Annotated in this window: 15 protein-coding genes; 7 read left to right on the plus strand and 8 right to left on the minus strand. The window is 71.1% G+C overall.

What is annotated here, in order from left to right:
* Position 1 precedes the first annotated feature (1 nt).
* On the minus strand, positions 2 to 697 hold the full coding sequence (locus AC1XX3_RS08870) for an iron-dependent transcriptional repressor DtxR (protein ID WP_483320722.1): 696 nt from the start codon (positions 695 to 697) through the stop codon (positions 2 to 4).
* A gap of 79 nt (positions 698 to 776) precedes the next feature.
* Here AC1XX3_RS08870 and AC1XX3_RS08875 point away from each other — a divergent pair, with 79 nt between their 5' ends.
* The gene (locus tag AC1XX3_RS08875; protein WP_483320723.1) at positions 777 to 2,174 is read left to right on the plus strand and encodes a cryptochrome/photolyase family protein; all 1,398 of its coding nucleotides are present in this window, start codon (positions 777 to 779) and stop codon (positions 2,172 to 2,174) included.
* Between the two features lie 7 nt (positions 2,175 to 2,181).
* Here AC1XX3_RS08875 and AC1XX3_RS08880 read toward each other — a convergent pair whose 3' ends face one another.
* From AC1XX3_RS08880 to AC1XX3_RS08895, 4 genes are read right to left on the minus strand one after another with little or no spacing between them, the layout of a single operon-like run.
* Complete coding sequence (locus AC1XX3_RS08880) at positions 2,182 to 3,018, minus strand: class II fructose-bisphosphate aldolase (RefSeq protein ID WP_483320724.1); 837 nt, start codon at positions 3,016 to 3,018, stop codon at positions 2,182 to 2,184.
* On the minus strand, positions 3,015 to 4,166 hold the full coding sequence (locus tag AC1XX3_RS08885) for an N-acetylglucosamine-6-phosphate deacetylase (protein WP_483320725.1): 1,152 nt from the start codon (positions 4,164 to 4,166) through the stop codon (positions 3,015 to 3,017). Before AC1XX3_RS08885 ends, AC1XX3_RS08880 begins: the two co-directional genes overlap by 4 nt.
* On the minus strand, positions 4,163 to 5,083 hold the full coding sequence (locus tag AC1XX3_RS08890; protein ID WP_483320726.1) for an ROK family protein: 921 nt from the start codon (positions 5,081 to 5,083) through the stop codon (positions 4,163 to 4,165). Before AC1XX3_RS08890 ends, AC1XX3_RS08885 begins: the two co-directional genes overlap by 4 nt.
* A 1-nt stretch (position 5,084) precedes the next feature.
* Positions 5,085 to 5,966, minus strand: coding sequence for an SIS domain-containing protein (locus AC1XX3_RS08895; RefSeq protein ID WP_483320727.1), 882 nt, complete (start codon positions 5,964 to 5,966; stop codon positions 5,085 to 5,087).
* A gap of 94 nt (positions 5,967 to 6,060) precedes the next feature.
* On the opposite strand from AC1XX3_RS08895, the gene AC1XX3_RS08900 reads away from it, so the two are divergent.
* Together AC1XX3_RS08900 and AC1XX3_RS08905 are read left to right on the plus strand one after the other, a co-directional pair.
* Positions 6,061 to 6,831, plus strand: coding sequence for a DeoR/GlpR family DNA-binding transcription regulator (locus AC1XX3_RS08900; RefSeq protein WP_483320728.1), 771 nt, complete (start codon positions 6,061 to 6,063; stop codon positions 6,829 to 6,831).
* A 342-nt stretch (positions 6,832 to 7,173) separates the two neighbouring features.
* Positions 7,174 to 7,800 (plus strand): acVLRF1 family peptidyl-tRNA hydrolase, encoded by a 627-nt coding sequence (locus AC1XX3_RS08905; protein ID WP_483320729.1) that lies wholly within the window; start codon positions 7,174 to 7,176, stop codon positions 7,798 to 7,800.
* Positions 7,801 to 7,827: 27 nt separating this feature from the next.
* Here AC1XX3_RS08905 and pdxH read toward each other — a convergent pair whose 3' ends face one another.
* On the minus strand, positions 7,828 to 8,487 hold the full coding sequence (gene pdxH / locus AC1XX3_RS08910; RefSeq protein WP_483320730.1) for a pyridoxamine 5'-phosphate oxidase: 660 nt from the start codon (positions 8,485 to 8,487) through the stop codon (positions 7,828 to 7,830).
* A 43-nt stretch (positions 8,488 to 8,530) separates the two neighbouring features.
* Here pdxH and serC point away from each other — a divergent pair, with 43 nt between their 5' ends.
* Positions 8,531 to 9,649 (plus strand): phosphoserine transaminase, encoded by a 1,119-nt coding sequence (serC, locus tag AC1XX3_RS08915; RefSeq protein WP_483320731.1) that lies wholly within the window; start codon positions 8,531 to 8,533, stop codon positions 9,647 to 9,649.
* A gap of 10 nt (positions 9,650 to 9,659) precedes the next feature.
* Here serC and AC1XX3_RS08920 read toward each other — a convergent pair whose 3' ends face one another.
* Positions 9,660 to 10,697, minus strand: a complete 1,038-nt coding sequence (locus AC1XX3_RS08920; RefSeq protein ID WP_483320732.1) for a hypothetical protein — start codon at positions 10,695 to 10,697, stop codon at positions 9,660 to 9,662.
* Between the two features lie 98 nt (positions 10,698 to 10,795).
* Between AC1XX3_RS08920 and AC1XX3_RS08925 the strand changes: the two genes are divergently transcribed.
* The 3 genes from AC1XX3_RS08925 (at position 10,796) to AC1XX3_RS08935 (ending at position 13,875) form a co-directional block, all read left to right on the plus strand.
* The gene (locus tag AC1XX3_RS08925; protein ID WP_483320733.1) at positions 10,796 to 11,248 is read left to right on the plus strand and encodes a DUF2231 domain-containing protein; all 453 of its coding nucleotides are present in this window, start codon (positions 10,796 to 10,798) and stop codon (positions 11,246 to 11,248) included.
* Between the two features lie 133 nt (positions 11,249 to 11,381).
* Positions 11,382 to 12,044: a DUF7691 family protein gene (locus AC1XX3_RS08930; protein WP_483320734.1), complete on the plus strand. Its 663-nt coding sequence runs from the start codon at positions 11,382 to 11,384 to the stop codon at positions 12,042 to 12,044.
* Between the two features lie 142 nt (positions 12,045 to 12,186).
* Positions 12,187 to 13,875, plus strand: a complete 1,689-nt coding sequence (locus AC1XX3_RS08935) for an endonuclease/exonuclease/phosphatase family protein (protein WP_483320735.1) — start codon at positions 12,187 to 12,189, stop codon at positions 13,873 to 13,875.
* Positions 13,876 to 13,898: 23 nt separating this feature from the next.
* Here AC1XX3_RS08935 and AC1XX3_RS08940 read toward each other — a convergent pair whose 3' ends face one another.
* On the minus strand, positions 13,899 to 17,306 hold the full coding sequence (locus AC1XX3_RS08940) for a pyruvate carboxylase (RefSeq protein WP_483320736.1): 3,408 nt from the start codon (positions 17,304 to 17,306) through the stop codon (positions 13,899 to 13,901).
* Between the last annotated feature and the right edge of the window lie 64 nt (positions 17,307 to 17,370).

Genomic DNA, 17,370 nt, shown 5'->3' on the forward strand with positions numbered 1-17,370 from the left:
GTCAGGACCGGGCGACGAACAGGTGGGTCGCGGCCTCACTGTCGATCTCGCATCCGGGCGAGTTCTCGACAGTCAGCCGGACACCGAGGCCCCCCGCCTCAGCCACCACGACGACCCCGGGCTGGACGCCGGCCTGGCGCAGCGTGCCCATCATGTCGACGTCCTTCTGAATCTCCTCGCTCATCCGCTGGACCACGACCCGGACCGGCGCGGGGCTCTGCCGCACCACGTGCAGCAGCTGCTCGTTGCCATCACGGAAGACGGCAGGAGCGGCCAGCGAGCCCAGCTCCTCCAGCCCCGGGATCGGGTTGCCGTAGGGCGACTCCGTCGGACCGTCCAGCAGCACGACCAGCTTGCGCTCGACGTCCTCGGAGATGACGTGCTCCCAGCGGCAGGCCTCCTCGTGCACCTTCTCCCAGTCCAGGCCGATGACGTCGATCAGCAGCCGCTCAGCCAGCCGGTGCTTGCGCATCACTCGGGTCGCCCGCGCGCGCCCTTCCGGCGTCAGCTCCAGGTGGCGGTCGCCGAGCACATGAACCAGGTTGTCGCGTTCCATCCGGGCGACCGTCTGGGAGACCGTGGGTCCGCTCTGCTGCAGGCGCTCGGCGATACGGGCGCGCAGCGGGACGATGCCCTCCTCCTCGAGCTCGAAGATCGTGCGGAGGTACATCTCGGTCGTGTCAATCAGGTCGCTCACGAGACCATTCTCCCCTACAACCGCGCCAGGCGCGGACGCTCAGCCACCGCAGGGCTTGCTGACCAGGCAGGATGGGCAGGTGCGCTCCAACCAGGCGGTCTCGGTGTGGTGGGTCCGACGCGACCTCCGGATCGCCGACAACCCCGCCCTACGAGCGGCGACCGCAGCCGGGGAAGTGGTGGTGGCCCTGTTCGTCCTCGACCCGGTGCTGCTCCGCAACGCCGGTACGGTGCGCCGCCGGCAGCTGATGGCCGGGCTCGCCGCCCTCGACGCCGTGCTGCGCGCCGGCGGCGGACCGGGCCTGAGCGTGGTCGCCGGACGGCCCGCGACCGCGGTGGCTCGGGTGGCACGCGAGGTCGGTGCCAGGTCGGTGCACATCAGCGCCGACTTCGCCCCATACGGCCGCCGCCGCGACGCCAGCGTGGCGGCAGCACTGGCCGAGGCCGGCGTCGACCTGGTGACCACCGGATCCCCGTACGCCGTGGCGCCGGGCACCCTGGTCACCCAAGCCGGCACACCCTTTCAGGTCTTCAGTCCGTTCCACCGCAGCTGGCTGGACCACGGCGTGCACGGACCGGCCGAAACGCTGGACCCGGCCACCGTCCGCTGGCTACGCACCAACGAGCAGGCGACGCTGGACCCGGTCGAGCCCGACGAAGTGGAGCGGGCCGGCGAGGCCGCGGTCACCGCGGCCTGGCACCGATGGCTGGAGCGCGACAACGCGGGCGTCACCGACTACGCCGATCTGCACGACTTCCCCGGCCGTGACGCCACTTCGCACCTGTCGATCCCGCTGCGCTGGGGACAGCTGCACCCGCGGACCCTGCTGGCCGACCTGGCGTCGCGGCGCTCCGCAGCAGCCAGCGCGCTGGCCCGACAGCTCGCCTGGCGCGACTTCTTCGCCGATGTGCTGCTGCACCGTCCGGACGCGGTGACCGCCCCGATCCGGCCCGAGTTCCACGCGATGCCCAGCGACGACCCGGTGCCGGGCACCGTCGCCGCCGACCGGTTCGAGGCGTGGCGGCAGGGACGTACCGGCTATCCGCTGGTGGACGCGGGGATGCGACAGATGCTGACCGAGGGCTGGATGCACAACCGGATCCGGCTGATCACCGCGTCGTTCCTGGTCAAGGACCTGCACCTGGGCTGGTGGCACGGAGCCGCCTGGTTCATGGAGCGGCTGCGCGACGGTGACATCGCCCAGAACCAGCTGAACTGGCAGTGGGTGGCCGGCTGCGGCACCGACGCGGCGCCGTACTTCCGGATCTTCAACCCCATCAGCCAAGGCGCCAAGTTCGACCCCGACGGCAGCTACGTCCGCCGCTATGTCCCGGAGCTGGCCGACGTCGACCTGGCCTTCCTGCACGCGCCGTGGACGAACCCGGCTGGGCTTCCGGCCGGCTATCCCGCGCCGATCGTCGACCACGCCGCCGAGCGCAAGGAGTCGCTGCGCCGCTACGAGCTGCTGCGGAGCTAGTCCGGGCTCAGCCCCGGTGCAGCAGGGTGAGCAGCCGCGCCACTTCGGCGGCCACCGCGTCCCGGGCCGGACCGAGATATTTGCGGGTGTCCACCAGCTGCGGCTGTGCCGCGAGGGTCTCCCGGACCGAGTTCGTGAACACCTGGTTCAGATGCGTCGCGATGTTGATCTTGGTCATGCCGGCCTGGACCGCGCGGACGATCTCGTCGTCGGGCACCCCGGACGACCCGTGCAGCACCAGCGGCACCTCGACCGCCTCACGCAGCGCGCGGACCAGCTCCAGGTCCAGCTTGGCGCTGCGCTCGGTCATCGCGTGCGAAGACCCGACGGCCACCGCCAAGGCGTCGACCCCGGTAGCGGCGACGAACGCCGCCGCCTCGGCCGGCTTGGTCCGCGCACCGGGGGCGTGCACGCCGTCCTTGCCACCGACCTCGCCCAGCTCGGCCTCCACATCCACCCCGGCGGCGTGGCAGCGGCGGACGACGTCTGCGGTGGCGGCGACGTTATCGGCGTAGCCGAGCGCCGAGGCGTCGAACATCACCGAGCCGAAGCCCAGCTCGACCGCCTCAGCCACCAGGTCCGCCTCGGTGGCGTGGTCAAGATGCACCACGACCGGGACGGTCGAGGATCGCGCGATACTCAGCGTGGCCAGCGCGATCGGGGCCAGCGCCCGGTGATAGCAGACCGCGTTCTGCGAGATCTGCAGCACCACCGGCAGGCCGGCGGTCTCGGCACCGGCGACCAGCGCCTCGGCGTGCTCGATGCTGAACACGTTGAACGCGCCCAGCCCGCGACTTGCGGCCGCAGCGGGCGCGAGCAGCTCGGTCAGCCGTGCTGTGGTCATCCGGTCACCTCCTGGCCGGCCTGCAGCACCCGCTGCAGCACACCGGCGTCGTCGACAATGCAGAGATCGGCGCGGGCGCCCACCTCGATGCGCCCCAGCGGTGCCCCGTCTGCGGCCGCCAGACCGTGCCAGCCGGCCGGAGTGGTGGCGGCCATCTGGGCCACGTCGGGGATCGGGATGCCGGCGCCGGCCACCCGGGCGAACGCAGCCGCCATGGTCAGCGTCGACCCAGCGATGGAGCCGGGAGCACCGGAGGCGTCCACCAGCCGCGCCATCCCGTCGGTGACGACCACGTCGAGCGTGCCCAGCCGGTACGCCCCATCGGACATCCCGGCGGCCACCATCGCGTCGGTGATCAATGCGGTACGCCCCGGCCCAGCCGCCGCCATCGCCATCGTGAACACATCGCGGTGCAGGTGGAACCCGTCGCAGATCAGCTCGACCATGGCCCGGTCGTCGGCCAGCAGCCGCGGCACCGGGCCCGGCTCGCGGTGGTGGATCGACCGCATGGCGTTGAAGAGGTGGGTCACCACGGTGGCCCCTGCGTCCAGCGCCCGAGCGGTGATCTGCTCGTCGCCGTCGGTGTGCCCGATGGCGGGCACCACACCGGCCGCAACCAACCGCTCGATCGCGTCCAGCGCACCGGGCAGCTCGGGAGCGATGGTGATCATGGTGATGGTGCCGTCGCCGGCCTCGAGCAGCCGCTCCACCGAGGCGGGGTCCGGCGCCCGCAGCAGGCTCGGTTGGTGGGCGCCGCACTTGGCGGCCGACAGGAACGGCCCCTCGAGGTGGATCCCGGCCAGCTCACCACGACGGACCAACGGAGCCAAGGTCTGGATCTGGGCCACGATCGTGTCCAGCTCGTCGGTCACCAGACCGGCGAAGCTGGTGGTGGTGCCGTGGCGCCGGTGATAGCTCCGCGCCCGCAGCGCCTCCTCGGGATCGGTGGTGGCGTAGTCGGCGCCGCCGCCGCCATGCACGTGGGTGTCGACGAATCCGGGCACGACCCAGCCCTCGATCACCTCGCCGCCCGCAGCGATCCCGGGGGTGAGAGCGGTGATCGTCGCGCCGGTGACGGTAAGGGTGACGTCCTCTCGCACGCCGTCCGGGGTGACGACCCGCCGGCAGCCCAGCTGGAGCGCGCTCATCGAACCGCGTCCCAACCCAGCAGGCCGGCCCCGATCAGGCCGGCGTCGGCGCCGAGGCGGGCGATCTCAAGCTTCGGCCGGCGCTGAAACACCAGCCGGGCGTCGATCCGGGCGGCCAGGTCGTCGAGGAACAGGTCAGCAGCGCCGGACAGCCCGCCGCCGATGACCACCACCTCCGGCCCGAGCAGGGTGACGTAGACGACCAGGGCCTCGGTCAGGGCCTCGGTGGCCAGATCGAACGCAGCGAGCGCGGCCGGGTCGCCGGCACGGGCCCGGTCGGCGACCGCACTGGCCTCCACCACCTCGGTGTCGAGCTCAGCCAGCCGACGGTAGGTCCGCGCTACCCCCGCCGCGGAGGCGACGAGCTCCAGACAGCCGGTCTGGCCGCAGGCACACGCCTGGTCCCCGGCTGCGGCGACCGCGATGTGTCCGATCTCGCCGGCGTAGCCGTTGGCGTCGGCCAGCTGGCCGTCGACGATCATGGCGCCGGCGATCCCGGTGCCCAGCGGCAGGAACAGCAGGTTGTCGACTCCGACGCCACCACCGAGACGCCACTCAGCCAGGCCGCCGGAACGTACGTCATGGGCCACCGCGCCGGTCAGGCCGGTGAGCTCGGTCAGCCGGGCCCGCAGCGGGACGTCGTACCAGCCGAGGTTGGTCGCCGCCCGCACTGTGCCGGTGGGCACGTCGATGATGCCGGGGACGACGATGCCGAAGCCGGCGCAGGAGGCGTCCGGGCGCCGGCCGGCCACGTCGAGGATCTGCGCCGCCAGCCAGTCGACCAGACCGGCGCTGCCGCCGCTGAGGTCGGTGACCCGGCGTTCCACCGCGGTCAGGGTGCCGTCGGCTCCGGCGTAGCCGATCTTGGTCAGCGTGCCGCCGACGTCGACCGCGACGACGAATCGCTCGTCTGCCACGTCAGGCCGACAAGACGACCGAGCGCGTCAGGTGACGCGGCTGGTCGGGGTTGGCGCCGAGCTTGACCGCGCGGGCGACCGCCGCGCGCTGAGCCAGGATGAGGTCGACCATCGGGTCACGGTCACTGGTCAGGAAGTGAGCGCCGGTAGCGGTCACGTCCGCGGCGAGCCCGGGCGGCGGCGGGCCGAACATCCACACCGCACGGCCGGCGGTGGCGATCGAGATCGGCCCATGCCGATAGTCCATCGCCGGGTACGCCTCGGCCCAGCTCGAGGAGGTCTCGCGGAACTTCAGCGCCGCCTCATGGGCGATCCCGATCGTCCAGCCGCGACCGAGGAAGGTGATCTGGTCGACCTCGGCCAGCTCGGGCGCCAGCGGCTCGGCCACGGCCTCCTCCGCCTGCGCGATGATCGTGTCCAGCGACTCACCGAACTGGGCCCGGAACAGCGCCAGGGTGCTGGTGGCGAAACGGGTCTGCACCACCGACTTCTCGTCGGCGAAGGACAGGTCGACCACCGTGTCAGCGAGCTCGACCACGGGGGTGTCCAGGTCGCCGACCACGACAGTGGTGGGGATCTGGCCACGGAAGCGGGACAGCACGTCGACCACCTCGGTGGTCGTGCCGGAGCGGGTCAGCGCGACCAGCCGGTCGTACGGGCGGTCAGGCACCTCGGAGGCGGTGTAGGCGTCGGACTCTCCGTAGCCCTTCGCCTCGCGCCAGCTGGCCAGGACCTCGGCCACGAACCAGGAGGTGCCGCAGCCGACGAACGCGACACGTTCGCCGTCGGTCGGGACGAGCGTGTCCAACGAAGCTGCGAGCCGCTCCGCCTGTCGCCAGCACTGCGGTTGCGACTGAATCTCATCGTCGACGTAGAAGGTCACGTGCCATCTCCTGATCGTGAAGCGGGTGCGTTTTTTCTTCCCAAACAAACAGAAGTGAACATATCATGTTCGTGACCATTCGATGGGAGAAGGCATGACGCGAGCTCAACGACTAGCAGCCCTGCTGGAGCGGCTGGTAGCCGACGGCACGATCGACGTCGAGGAGTCCGCCGACTTCTTCGGCGTCTCCGCAGCCACGATCCGGCGTGACCTGGACTACCTGGCCGAGCAGCAGCTCCTTTCCCGTACCCACGGTGGAGCCGTCCCGAACAGCACCAGCTATGACCTGCCGCTGCGCTACAAGTCCACCTCGCGGGGCGAGGCGAAGCACCGGATCGCCCGCGAGGCCGTCTCAATGCTCTGGCCCGGCTGCACCGTGTCCCTGAACGGCGGCACGACCACCATCGAGGTGGCCCGCGCCATCCCGACGGCCGAGGCCCTGCACCTCGGCGTGACCGTGGTGACCAACGCCATCAACATCGCCACCGAGCTGACGGTGCGGCCGTTCATCAAGATCGTGGTCTGCGGCGGTGTCGCCCGGCCGCAGAGCTATGAGCTGGTCGGCGCGCTGGCCACCGAGACACTCAGCCAGCTCACCCCCGACATCTGCTTCCTCGGAGCCATCGGACTCGACCCGGATGCCGGCATCACCACCAACGACGAGGATGAGTCGGCGATCAACCGGGTGATGGTGACCCAGGCGAAGCGGACGGTGGTGGTGATCGACTCCTCCAAGCTCGGCACCGTGGGCTTCTCCCGGATCTGCCACGTCAACGAGGTGTCGGCCGTGCTGACCGACACCGACGCGTCGCCGGAGATGATCCGCCGGCTGGAGAGTCTCGGGGTCGAGGTCCTCCTCGCCTGAGTTAACTCGAGGTCCTCCTCGCTTGAGATCGCCACAGAAATATGGCGTTGACCCTCCGGAAAGACGTGCCTAGGCTTGACCCACACGGAGAGGAGGTGGTCCCAAGAATGAAGAACTCTTGGACATGTGAGGTGCCGGCTAGCTAGCCGCCCACCCTGGGTTTTCCTCGGTCGCGTGCGGCCGGCTAAATCCCAAGCCGAACACCCGAACCCGCGAGCGCCGGACGTTGTCCGCCCGGCCGATGTCCCTCGACACCAGGTCGAGCCGCATCGAGAAGCTCGCGGGTTTGTTCGTTCCCTCCCCCGATATCGCCCAGCCATCCCTGTACGTGAGACTCAGACGATGAGCCGATCGGTCGTCATCCCCGCCGCCCGCCTGGCGCCCTGGCTGACGGGCTTCACCGGCCGCCATGGCGACCCGGTCGTGGACGCCGCACCGACGCAGGTCCGGCTGAGCGCCCCCGACGGCGCCGAGGCCATCATCGAAGTGCCCTTCGGTCCGCTGGCCGTCCCCGCCGATCTGGCTGCCCTGCTGGCCCACGTCGGCGCCCCGCGTCGGGTCGGGGCCGTGCTGGTCCGCAAGGGCGGCCACGCCGTCGGCATCTTCAGCGGGTCGCAGCTGGTCGCCTCCAAGGTCGGCTCGGGCTACGTCCAGGGCCGGACCAAGGCCGGCGGCTGGTCCCAGCAGCGCTACGCCCGCCGGCGCGACAACCAGTCGAAAAAGGCGTACGCCGACACCGCCGACGAGGTGGCCCGACTGCTGCTGCCCGAGGTGGACACCCTCCAGGCGGTGGTGGCCGGCGGCGACAAGCCGGCCGTGGCCGCCGTCTTCGCCGACCCGCGGCTGGAACCGTTGCGTGGGCTGCTGGATAGCCGGGTGCTGCCGGTGGCCGACCCGCGGCTGCGGGTGCTTCAAGCCTTTCCTGAGCAGTTCCTCACCGTCACGATCGAGCTCAACGAGCTTGCCTGACCAGCGGCGCCCGCGGCGCGACCAGCCTCACGGAGCGAGGCGCCCCAGCGACCAGCCGTCGGCGGAGCGCCGATAGACCAGCCGGTCGTGCAGCCGGCTCGGCTGGCCCTGCCAGAACTCGACCAGGTCGGGCGTCACCCGATAGCCGCCCCAGTGCTCGGGGCACGGCACGGTGGTGCCGGCGAACCGCTCCTCGGCGGCCAGATACGACGCGGCCAGCTGCTCCGGTGAAGCCAGCTCCGAGGACTGCGCCGAGGCCCAGGCACCGAGCTGGGAACCGCGCGGCCGGGTGGCGAAGTAGGCCTCGGAGACCGACCGCGGCACCGGCGCGGCAGTCCCCTCGACCCGCACCTGCCGCTGCAGCGGATACCAGCCGAAGTGCAGCGCGACCGCCGGGTTGGCGGCGAGTGCCCGGCCCTTGGCCGAGGTGTAGTTGGTGTAGAAGACGAAGCTCCCGGCGTCGACCTCCTTCAGCAGCACGGTCCGGGCAGCCGGCCGACCGTTCTCGCTCGTGGCGACCACCATCGCGGTCGGCTCCGGCAGGACACCGCGCTGTTTGGCCGCGAACGCATCAGCCAGCCAGGCGTCGAACAGGGCGAACGGCTCGGCCGGCGCGTCGGACTCGACCAGGTGCGCCCGGTCATAGTCGATACGCTCAGCGGCAAGATCGGGGTGCTCGGCGGACATGAACCCAGTCTTCCAGCCCGGCCGCCCGTGACAGAATCGCGCCGTGACCGACCTCCAGATCCCCACCGACCTGTTGCCGCGCGACGGACGCTTCGGCTGCGGCCCGGCCAAGATCCGACCCGAGACCGTGCAGGCGCTGGCCGGTCCCGGCGCCCGCCTGCTCGGCACCTCCCACCGGCAGCCGCCGGTGCGCGACCTCGTCGGCCGGGTCCGCGACGGTCTGTCCCAGCTGTTCGCCCTGCCCGACGGCTATGCGGTGGTCCTCGGCAACGGCGGGTCCACCACCTTCTGGGACGTGGCCACCTTCTCCCTCATCTCCCGGCGCAGCGCCCACGCCAGCTTCGGCGAGTTCTCCGCCAAGTTCGCCGCCGCCGCCGGCGCCGCACCGCATCTCGAGGACCCGGTGGTGACCACCGCGCCGGTCGGGTCGGTGGCCGTACCGACGGCCCAGCCCGGCGTCGACGTGTATGCCTGGGCCCACAACGAGACCTCGACCGGCGCCCTGGCGCCGGTGCAGCGGGTCGCCGGGGCCGACGACGGCGCCCTGGTGGTCATCGACGGTACGTCGGCCGCCGGCGGGGTGATGGTCGACGTGTCGGCCACCGATGTGTACTACTTCGCCCCGCAGAAGAGCTTCGGCTCCGACGGCGGGCTGTGGTTCGCGCTGCTGTCGCCGGCTGCGCTGGAGCGAGTGGCCGCCGTCGCCGCCACCGACCGGTGGATCCCGGAAAGCCTCAGCCTGGCTGTGGCGGTCGAGCAGTCGGCCCGCAACCAGACCCTGAACACACCGGCCATCGCCACCTTGTTCATGCTCGCCGACCAGCTGGACTGGCTGAACGGCAACGGTGGCCTGTCCTTCGCCGCCGCCCGCACCGCCGCCTCGGCAGCAGTCATCTATCCCTGGGCCGAGCAGTCGCCGGTGGCCACGCCGTTCGTCGCCGACCCCGCCCTCCGGTCACCGGTGGTGGCCACCGTGGACTTCAGCGGAGTCGAGGCGGCGAAGATCGCCGCCGTGCTGCGGGCCAACGGGGTGGTCGACACCGAGCCGTATCGCAAGCTGGGTCGCAACCAGCTGCGGGTGGGCATGTTCCCCAACGTGGACCCGGCGGACGTGGCGGCGCTGTGCGCCTGCATCGACTGGGTGGTGGAACGGCTCGACTAGCGGCGCGTGCTCAGGGCTTGCGGACCACCGCGGTGACAACGCCGGCCACCACGGCGACCAGCCCAGCGAGGCCGAGGGCCAAGAACGTACCGGTGCGGCTGCGGCCGGCGGAGTCGTCCAGCGCCGGCGGCTCGTCGGCCGGCTCGGGAGGGCCCGACGGCGTCGACGGTCCGGCCGAGGGCTTGCCGGTCGCCGGCGGCGAGCTGCCGGGCGTCGGAGCCTTGCCCAGCTCGGCCGGGATGGCCACCCGATAGACCTTCGACCGGCGGCCCTCGCTGCCGACCAGCAGCGTCTGTCCGTTCTGCGAGGTGGTGATCGACTCACCCTGCCGCTGGAGCGGCAACGCCGCACGGGCCACCACGTCGTAGCTGGCGGCGTCCAGCACCTCGACCGAGACGTACGTCCGCAGCGCGATCCGGTCCCCGCCGGCCAGGAACACGCCGTCGGTGACATACGCCGGGGCGTCGCCGACCCGCTCGAGCTGGTTGACCTGGCGTCGCGACGGGATCTGCGGCGCTGCGTAGATGCCGCCCTGGGGCCCCTTGGTGACCAGATACATCCGTCCCGCCGGACTGACCAGCAGTGTCTCAGCGTCGTGCGGGCCGTCGGGGTAGGCGAAGTCGTAGGCACGGTAGGACCGCAGCTGCTGGCCCGGCTGGGGGTTGTCGAAGGAATAGACGGTGACCATCTCCCGTGCGCCGGCGTTGTCGCCGATGTCGCCGACGTAGAGGCGTTGGCCGACCATGGCCATCGCCTCGACGTCGACCGGTTTCGCCGAGTAGGTCAGGGTGCCGAGCACCCGCCCCTTCAGGTCCAGGGCATAGACCGCGCCGCCATCGCCGGAGTCGTTGACGGTCCAGAACCGCGACCCCGCGGTGTCGGTGGCAAGACCCGATGACTCGGTCACCCGGCTGTCGGTGATGGTGAAGACGACCTCGTCCTCGGCGGTGGCCGCGACGGGGGTCAGGGCGACCATCCCGCCGCCGAGCAGCATCGAGGTGACCAGCGTGGCGGCAGCGGTGAGGGGGCCACGACGGCGCTGCCTCATGCTGTCGGTCTCCCCTCGAAGTGCACGTGTCTGGCTCGGGAGCGTACGCGATCAAACCGTTACCACGGAAACGCGACAAGATGCTTTACCCTTCAACCATGGAGATCTTCGGATTGCCGCTGCACCCACTCGTGGTGCACGCGGTCGTGGTCCTCGTCCCGCTCGCCGCCCTCGGTGGCATCGGCATCGCTCTGCTGCGCTGGGCCCGGCTCCGTTACGGCTGGCTGGTGGTCGCCGGCGCCTTCGCCGGTGCGATCAGCACCGTCGTCGCCCAGCAGGCCGGCAAGTCGCTCGCCGCCACCTTCCCCCGCAAGTCGGAGGCGATGGAGCGCCACATCAGCATCGGCGGCGACCTGCTGGTGTGGGCCGTCCTGCTCTGCGTCGGAACCCTGGTGGTGATGCTGGCGCAACGGCTGATCGACCGGGACCACGCCCGCGGCCGGTTGGCGTTGTGGGTCGGCACCGCCGTGACCGTGGTGAGCGGCATCCTCGCGGTCGTCCAGACGGTGCGGATCGGGCACGCCGGGTCGGCCGCCGTCTGGGGCGGCTAGGTCAGCCAGTTCCAGCCGGCGGCGAGAAGCACGATCAGCACCAGGACCCCCAACACCGACGACACGATGACACGGCGCACCCGGGGGTTCATGACCCCAGCGTAGGAGGCCTCGGTGGGCTACGGTGTGGGGCATGGGTGAGCTCCGTCTGTATGCCATCGGCATGGACGAGGTCCGGGGCACCTTCGGGGCCTCCGGCGGCCATGCCGACCACCTGCGCCAAGTGGCCTCCCAGGCCCTCGCGCCGGAGGCCGCGCCGGCGCAGCAGCCAGGCGGGCTGCTGACCAAGCTGGGGCCGCTGTTCCGCCGGGTGCCTGCGGCACCGGTGATCTCCCCGACCCAGCCGGTTCCCCAAGACGTCGAGACGCTGTTGGCCGGAGCGTACGTCCCGCCGGAGCGTGCCGGCGCCGCCTGGCGGGTGCTGGAGATCCTGGTGCAGGGCCTGGCCTGGGGCTCCACCTCGATGACCCTGACCGCCCAGTCGCTGGATGATCTCGACTTCGCCCTGGCTCGCGGCGGTGTCACCTCTGCCGTCGGCCTGCGGCACCTGCTGAACTCAACCACCGGCGTCAACCTGCTGCCGGTGCAGGGGCTCACCGTCGGCTGGCACCCGCATCAGAAGGCCCTGGCCATGGCCGAGGCGTACCGCGCGGCGATGCCGCAGGTGAAGACGGCCGAACAACAGGAGCTGGTGGCCGCGCTGGTCACCTGGCTCGACGGCTTCGTGCCGTGGGCGCAGGTCGCCGACTCGCTCGGCCGCCCGGTCCCCGACCTGGTCGGTTTCTGGGCCCACTGAGACGAGCCGTCGGGACCGGCATCCCCGGACTGGGGGGGACCGGCACTGCCGGGAAGGGGCTATCCTGCTTCCGCCGGCCGGGCTGACGCCCGGCGGCGATCCACGGGGGATCCGCAGTCGTCACCGTCTCGCAGGAGCTCCCGTGATCCGTCGTCTCGCCCTTTCGCTGTTCTCGGCCCTGCTCGCCGTCCTGCTCGTGGTCGGCGCGCCGGTCGAGGCGTCGGCCGCTGCCGGCCCGAGCAAGTTCGTGGTGGTCCCAAAGACCGGGGTACGCCACGACAGCCTGCGGCTGCAGTGGAAGTGGACCAAGGGCATCAGCCGCTACGAGCTGCAGGTCGCGACCGACAAGAAGTTCACGAAGGGCCTCAAGACCACCAAGGTCAGCGGCAAGAAGAACCGGCCGTCCGGCGGCAAGGTCGCGGCGACGGTGCCGAAGCTGAAGAACGCGACCCGCTACTACGCGCGAGTCCGCTCCGTCAGCACCAAGGGCAAGAAGTCGTCCTGGTCACGTACGGTCCGTAGCGCGACCAAGGTCCATCTGCCGAGCAAGATCACCTCGGTCTCGGCCAAGCCGGGGCCTGGGGTGGGCCAGGTGACGATCAGCTGGAAGTCGGATGGGAAGTACACCACCGGATATCAGCTGGAGACGGCGCTCACCTCGTTCAGCACGACCGACCCGAAGCTGCCCCGGCACGGTCGCCAGGCCAAGACGTTCTCGGTCGGCCGGACCAAGCGATCGGTGACCCTGTCTGCGGCTCAGGTCGCCGCCGCCGGCGCGCCGGTCGGGTCGGCCAACCATCTCTACTTCCGGCTGCACGCCACCAACAAGGGCACCGCCGGCAGTGCCACCCGTCGATTCCCCAACCTGCGGGTGGTGTCGGTCAAGCCGGTCGCCCCGGCCCGGACCGGGACGGCGCTGCGGGTCGCCAGCTTCAACGTCCGCTCCGCCAACACCGGCAACCCCAGCTGGCTGTCGCGCTCCGCCAAGGTCGCGCGCACCATCGTCGACAGCCGCGCCCAGGTGGTGGCGCTGCAGGAGGTCTCCCCCGGCCGCGCCGACGGCAAGGACCTCTCCACCACGGGCTCGATCCGCCAGACCGACCACCTGGTCTCCGCGCTGGCCAAGGCGGGCGGTTCGCACTATCGGCTGGTGCGGACCACGCCCTACATCGCGCCCGGCGTCGCCCACGGCTCCCAGGGCGCCCGCATCCTCTACGACACCACCAACCTGACGCTGGTCAGCAGCTGCCCGGAGAAGACCGGCAGCCGCAGCTACTCGGGCTCCTGCAGTATCGAGCTGCCGATCCTGAGCGGTGACTCCGCCGGCAGCCGCCGGACCGCCGCGTACGCCGTGTTCGCCACCAAGGCCACCGGCGAGCGGTTCGTGATGACCTCGGCCCATCTCGACTCCCGGCACAGCGACAATGCCAAGACCGAGAAGGCCTACGACACCCTGCGGGCCAACCAGGTGAAGACCATCGTCGACGCCGTCGCCCGGGTGAACCCGAGCCGGCTGCCGGTCGTGTTCGGCGGCGACCTCAACGTCTGGCAGAACAACAAGGGCGGCTACGGCGCCCACGACCGGCTGATCTCCGCCGGGTTCTACGACACCGCCGCGGCGCAGACCACGGTCAACCTCCAGTACGCCACCACCAACGGCCTCGCCACCACGGTGAAGCCGAGCGCCTCGGGCATGGGCTCCCGGCTCGACGTCATCGCGGTCAAGGGCATCCGCGGGGCGAGCAGGTTCGCCAACGTGGTCAAGGTCAAGGAGTCCAACCGCGGGTCGGACCACAACCTGGTCTACGCCGACGTACGGCTGCCCCGCTGACCCGCCCGTCCTGAGCCCGGGGCTCAGGACGGGTCGATCACCACGACGAGGTCGCCGCCCTCCACCTGCTGGACCGACCCGATGGCGAGCCGCTGGACGGTGCCGCCGACCGGGGCGGTGATCGCGGCTTCCATCTTCATCGCCTCGATGGACGCGACGGTGCCGCCGGCCTCGACCGTGTCCCCCTCGGCCACGCTCACGCTGACCACGCCGGCGAACGGCGCCCCGACGTGGCCGGGCTTGCCGGGATCGGCGCGCTCGGCCGCCTTCACGTCCACCTTGATGGAGGTGTCGCGGACCCGGATCGGACGCAGCTGGCCGTTGATGGTGCACATCACCGTCCGCATGCCACGCTCGTCCGCCTCGCCGATCGCCTCCAGCCCCATGATCAGGCTGACACCGCGACCGATCCTCACCACGTGCTCGTCACCGGGCCGCAGACCGTAGAGATAGTCGATGGTGTTGAGCCGGCCGACGTCGCCATAGGCGCTGCGGGCGGCCTCGAAGTCCTTCGTCGGCCCCGGGAAGAGCAGCCGGTTGAGGGTCTCCTGTCGGGGACGGCCCTTGTGGTCGAGGGCGGCGGAGTCTTCCTCGGACAACGTCTCCTCGCGGATCGGGACCTTGCGGCCCTTGAGCGCCTTGGAGCGGAACGGCTCGGGCCAACCGCCGGGCGGCTCGCCCAGCTCGCCGGCGAGGAACCCGATGACGGAGTCGGGGATGTCATAGCTGGAGGGATTCTCGGCGAAGTCGGCCGGGTCGGCGCCGACGGCGACCAGGTGCAGGGCGAGGTCGCCGACCACCTTGGACGACGGGGTGACCTTCGTCGGCCGGCCGAGGATCGCGTTCGCGGCGGTGTACATCGCCTCGATCTGCTCGAACTTCTCCCCCAGGCCCAGCGCGATCGCCTGCTGCCGCAGGTTGGAGAGCTGTCCGCCGGGGATCTCGTGGTCGTAGACCCGGCCGGTCGGGCTGGGCAGCCCGGACTCGAACGGGGCGTACACCTTGCGCATCGCCTCCCAGTACGGCTCCAGGTCCATCACGGACCGCAGGTCCAAGTTGGTGGCCCGGTCCGTGTTCTCCAGCGCCGCCACCAGGGCCGAGGCCGGCGGCTGGCTGGTGGTGGAGGCCATCGGCGCACTGGCCACGTCGACCGCGTCGACGCCGGCGTTGATCGCCGACATCAGGGTGGCCAGCTGGCCACCGGCGGTGTCGTGGGTGTGCAGGTGCACCGGCAGGTCGAAGTTGCTGCGCAGCGCGGTCACCAGGGTCGCGGCGGCCGGCGGTCGGAGCAGCCCGGCCATGTCCTTGATGGCCAGGATGTGTGCGCCGGCGTCGACCATCTTCTCGGCCAGCCGCAGGTAGTAGTCGAGGGTGTAGAGGTCCTCGCCGGGGTTGGTCAGGTCGCCGCTGTAACACAGCGCCACCTCGGCCACCGTGGTGTTGGTCTCGCGGACCGCCTCGATCGCCGGGCGCATCTGCTCCACGTCGTTGAGGGCGTCGAAGATGCGGAAGATATCGATGCCGACCTCGGCCGCCTCGGCCACGAACGACGTCGTCACCTTGGTCGGATACGGGGTGTAGCCCACCGTGTTGCGACCACGGAGCAGCATCTGCAGAGCCAGACCGGGCATGTTGTAGCGCAGCGCGGCCAGCCGCTCCCACGGGTCCTCGTTGAGGAAGCGCAGGGCCACGTCGTAGGTCGCCCCACCCCAGCACTCGACCGAGAACAGCTCCGGTGTCATCCGGCCCACGTACGGGGCGATCCGGAGCAGGTCCTTGGTCCGGACCCGGGTGGCGAGCAGCGACTGGTGGGCGTCGCGGAAGGTGGTGTCGGTGACCTCGACCGACGTCCGGTTGCGCAGGTCGGCGGCGAAGCCGGCCGGCCCGAGCTCGAGCAACCGCTGCCGGGAGCCGCCGGGCGAGCGCTGGCTCAGGTCGATCCCGGCCGGGCGCTTGTCGCCGGGGTCGAGGAAGGTCGGGGCCTCGCCGTTGGGCTTGTTGACGGTGACCTCGGCCAGCCAGCGCAGCAACCGGGTGCCGCGGTCGGCGGGCGCGTGGGTGGTGAGCAGGCCCGGGCGCTGCTCGATGAAGGCGGTGGAGATGTCACCGACGATGAAATCGGGGTCCTCCAGCACCGACTGCAGGAACGGGATGTTCGTGCTGACGCCGCGGATCCGGAACTCCGCCAGCGCACGCCGGGCGCGCGCCACCGCGGCCGGGAACGTACGCCCGCGGCAGGTGAGCTTGACCAGCATCGAGTCGAAGTGCGCGCTGATCTCCACCCCGGTGTCGGCGGTGCCGCCGTCGAGGCGGACGCCGGCGCCGCCGGCCGAGCGGTACGCGGTGATGGTTCCGGTGTCGGGGCGGAAGCCGTTGGTGGGGTCCTCGGTGGTGATCCGGCACTGCAGCGCCGCACCGTTGATCCGGATGTCGTCCTGGCTCAGGCCGAGGTCGGCCAGCGTCTCGCCGCTGGCGATCCGCATCTGCGCCTGCACCAGGTCGACGTCGGTGATCTCCTCGGTGACCGTGTGCTCCACCTGGATCCGGGGGTTCATCTCGATGAAGACGTGCTGGCCCGCGCGGGGGCCCTCGGTCTCGACCAGGAACTCCACCGTGCCGGCGCAGGAGTAGTTCAGCGACTGGGCGAACTTCACCGCGTCGGAGCAGAGCGCCTCGCGCAGCTCGGCGGTGATATTGGGCGCCGGGGCGATCTCGATGACCTTCTGGTGCCGGCGCTGGATGGAGCAGTCCCGCTCGAAGAGGTGGATCACGTTGCCGGCGCCGTCGGCCAGGATCTGCACCTCGATGTGGCGCGGCCGGCCGACGGCCTGCTCGATGAAGACGGTCGGGTCGCCGAAGGCGCCCTCGGCCTCCCGCATCGCCTGGGACAGCGCCTCACGCAGCGCGGAGGGCTCGCCGACCCGGCGCATGCCGCGGCCACCGCCCCCGGCGACCGCCTTGACGAAGACCGGGAAGCCGATCTCCTCGGCGCCCGCCACCAGCGTGTCGATGTCCGCGGACGGCTGGGTCGACTTCAGCGTGGGGATGCCGGCCGCCTTGGCCGCACCGAGGGCGCGGACCTTGTTGCCGGCCAGCTCGAGCACGTCCGCCGGCGGGCCGATGAAGGTGATGCCGGCCTCGGCACAGGCGCGCGCCAGGTCGGGGTTCTCGCTGAGGAAGCCGTAGCCGGGGTAGACCGCATCGGCACCGCACTCCCGGGCCGCGCGGATGATCTCCGCCACATCGAGGTACGCCCTGACCGGGTGCCCCCGCTCCCCGATCAGGTACGCCTCGTCGGCCTTGATCCGGTGGACCGCGTTGCGATCCTCATACGGGTAGACAGCGACCGTCTGCGCGCCCAGCTCATAGGCTGCGCGGAACGCACGGACGGCGATCTCACCTCTATTTGCGACCAGCACCTTCGCGAACATGGGGTGAGGCTATCGGCACATCGTTCCGGCTCCGAAACGGCCGACCAGTCCGTGGATGCGCGGC

This window comes from Microlunatus sp. M237, from assembly GCF_056896895.1.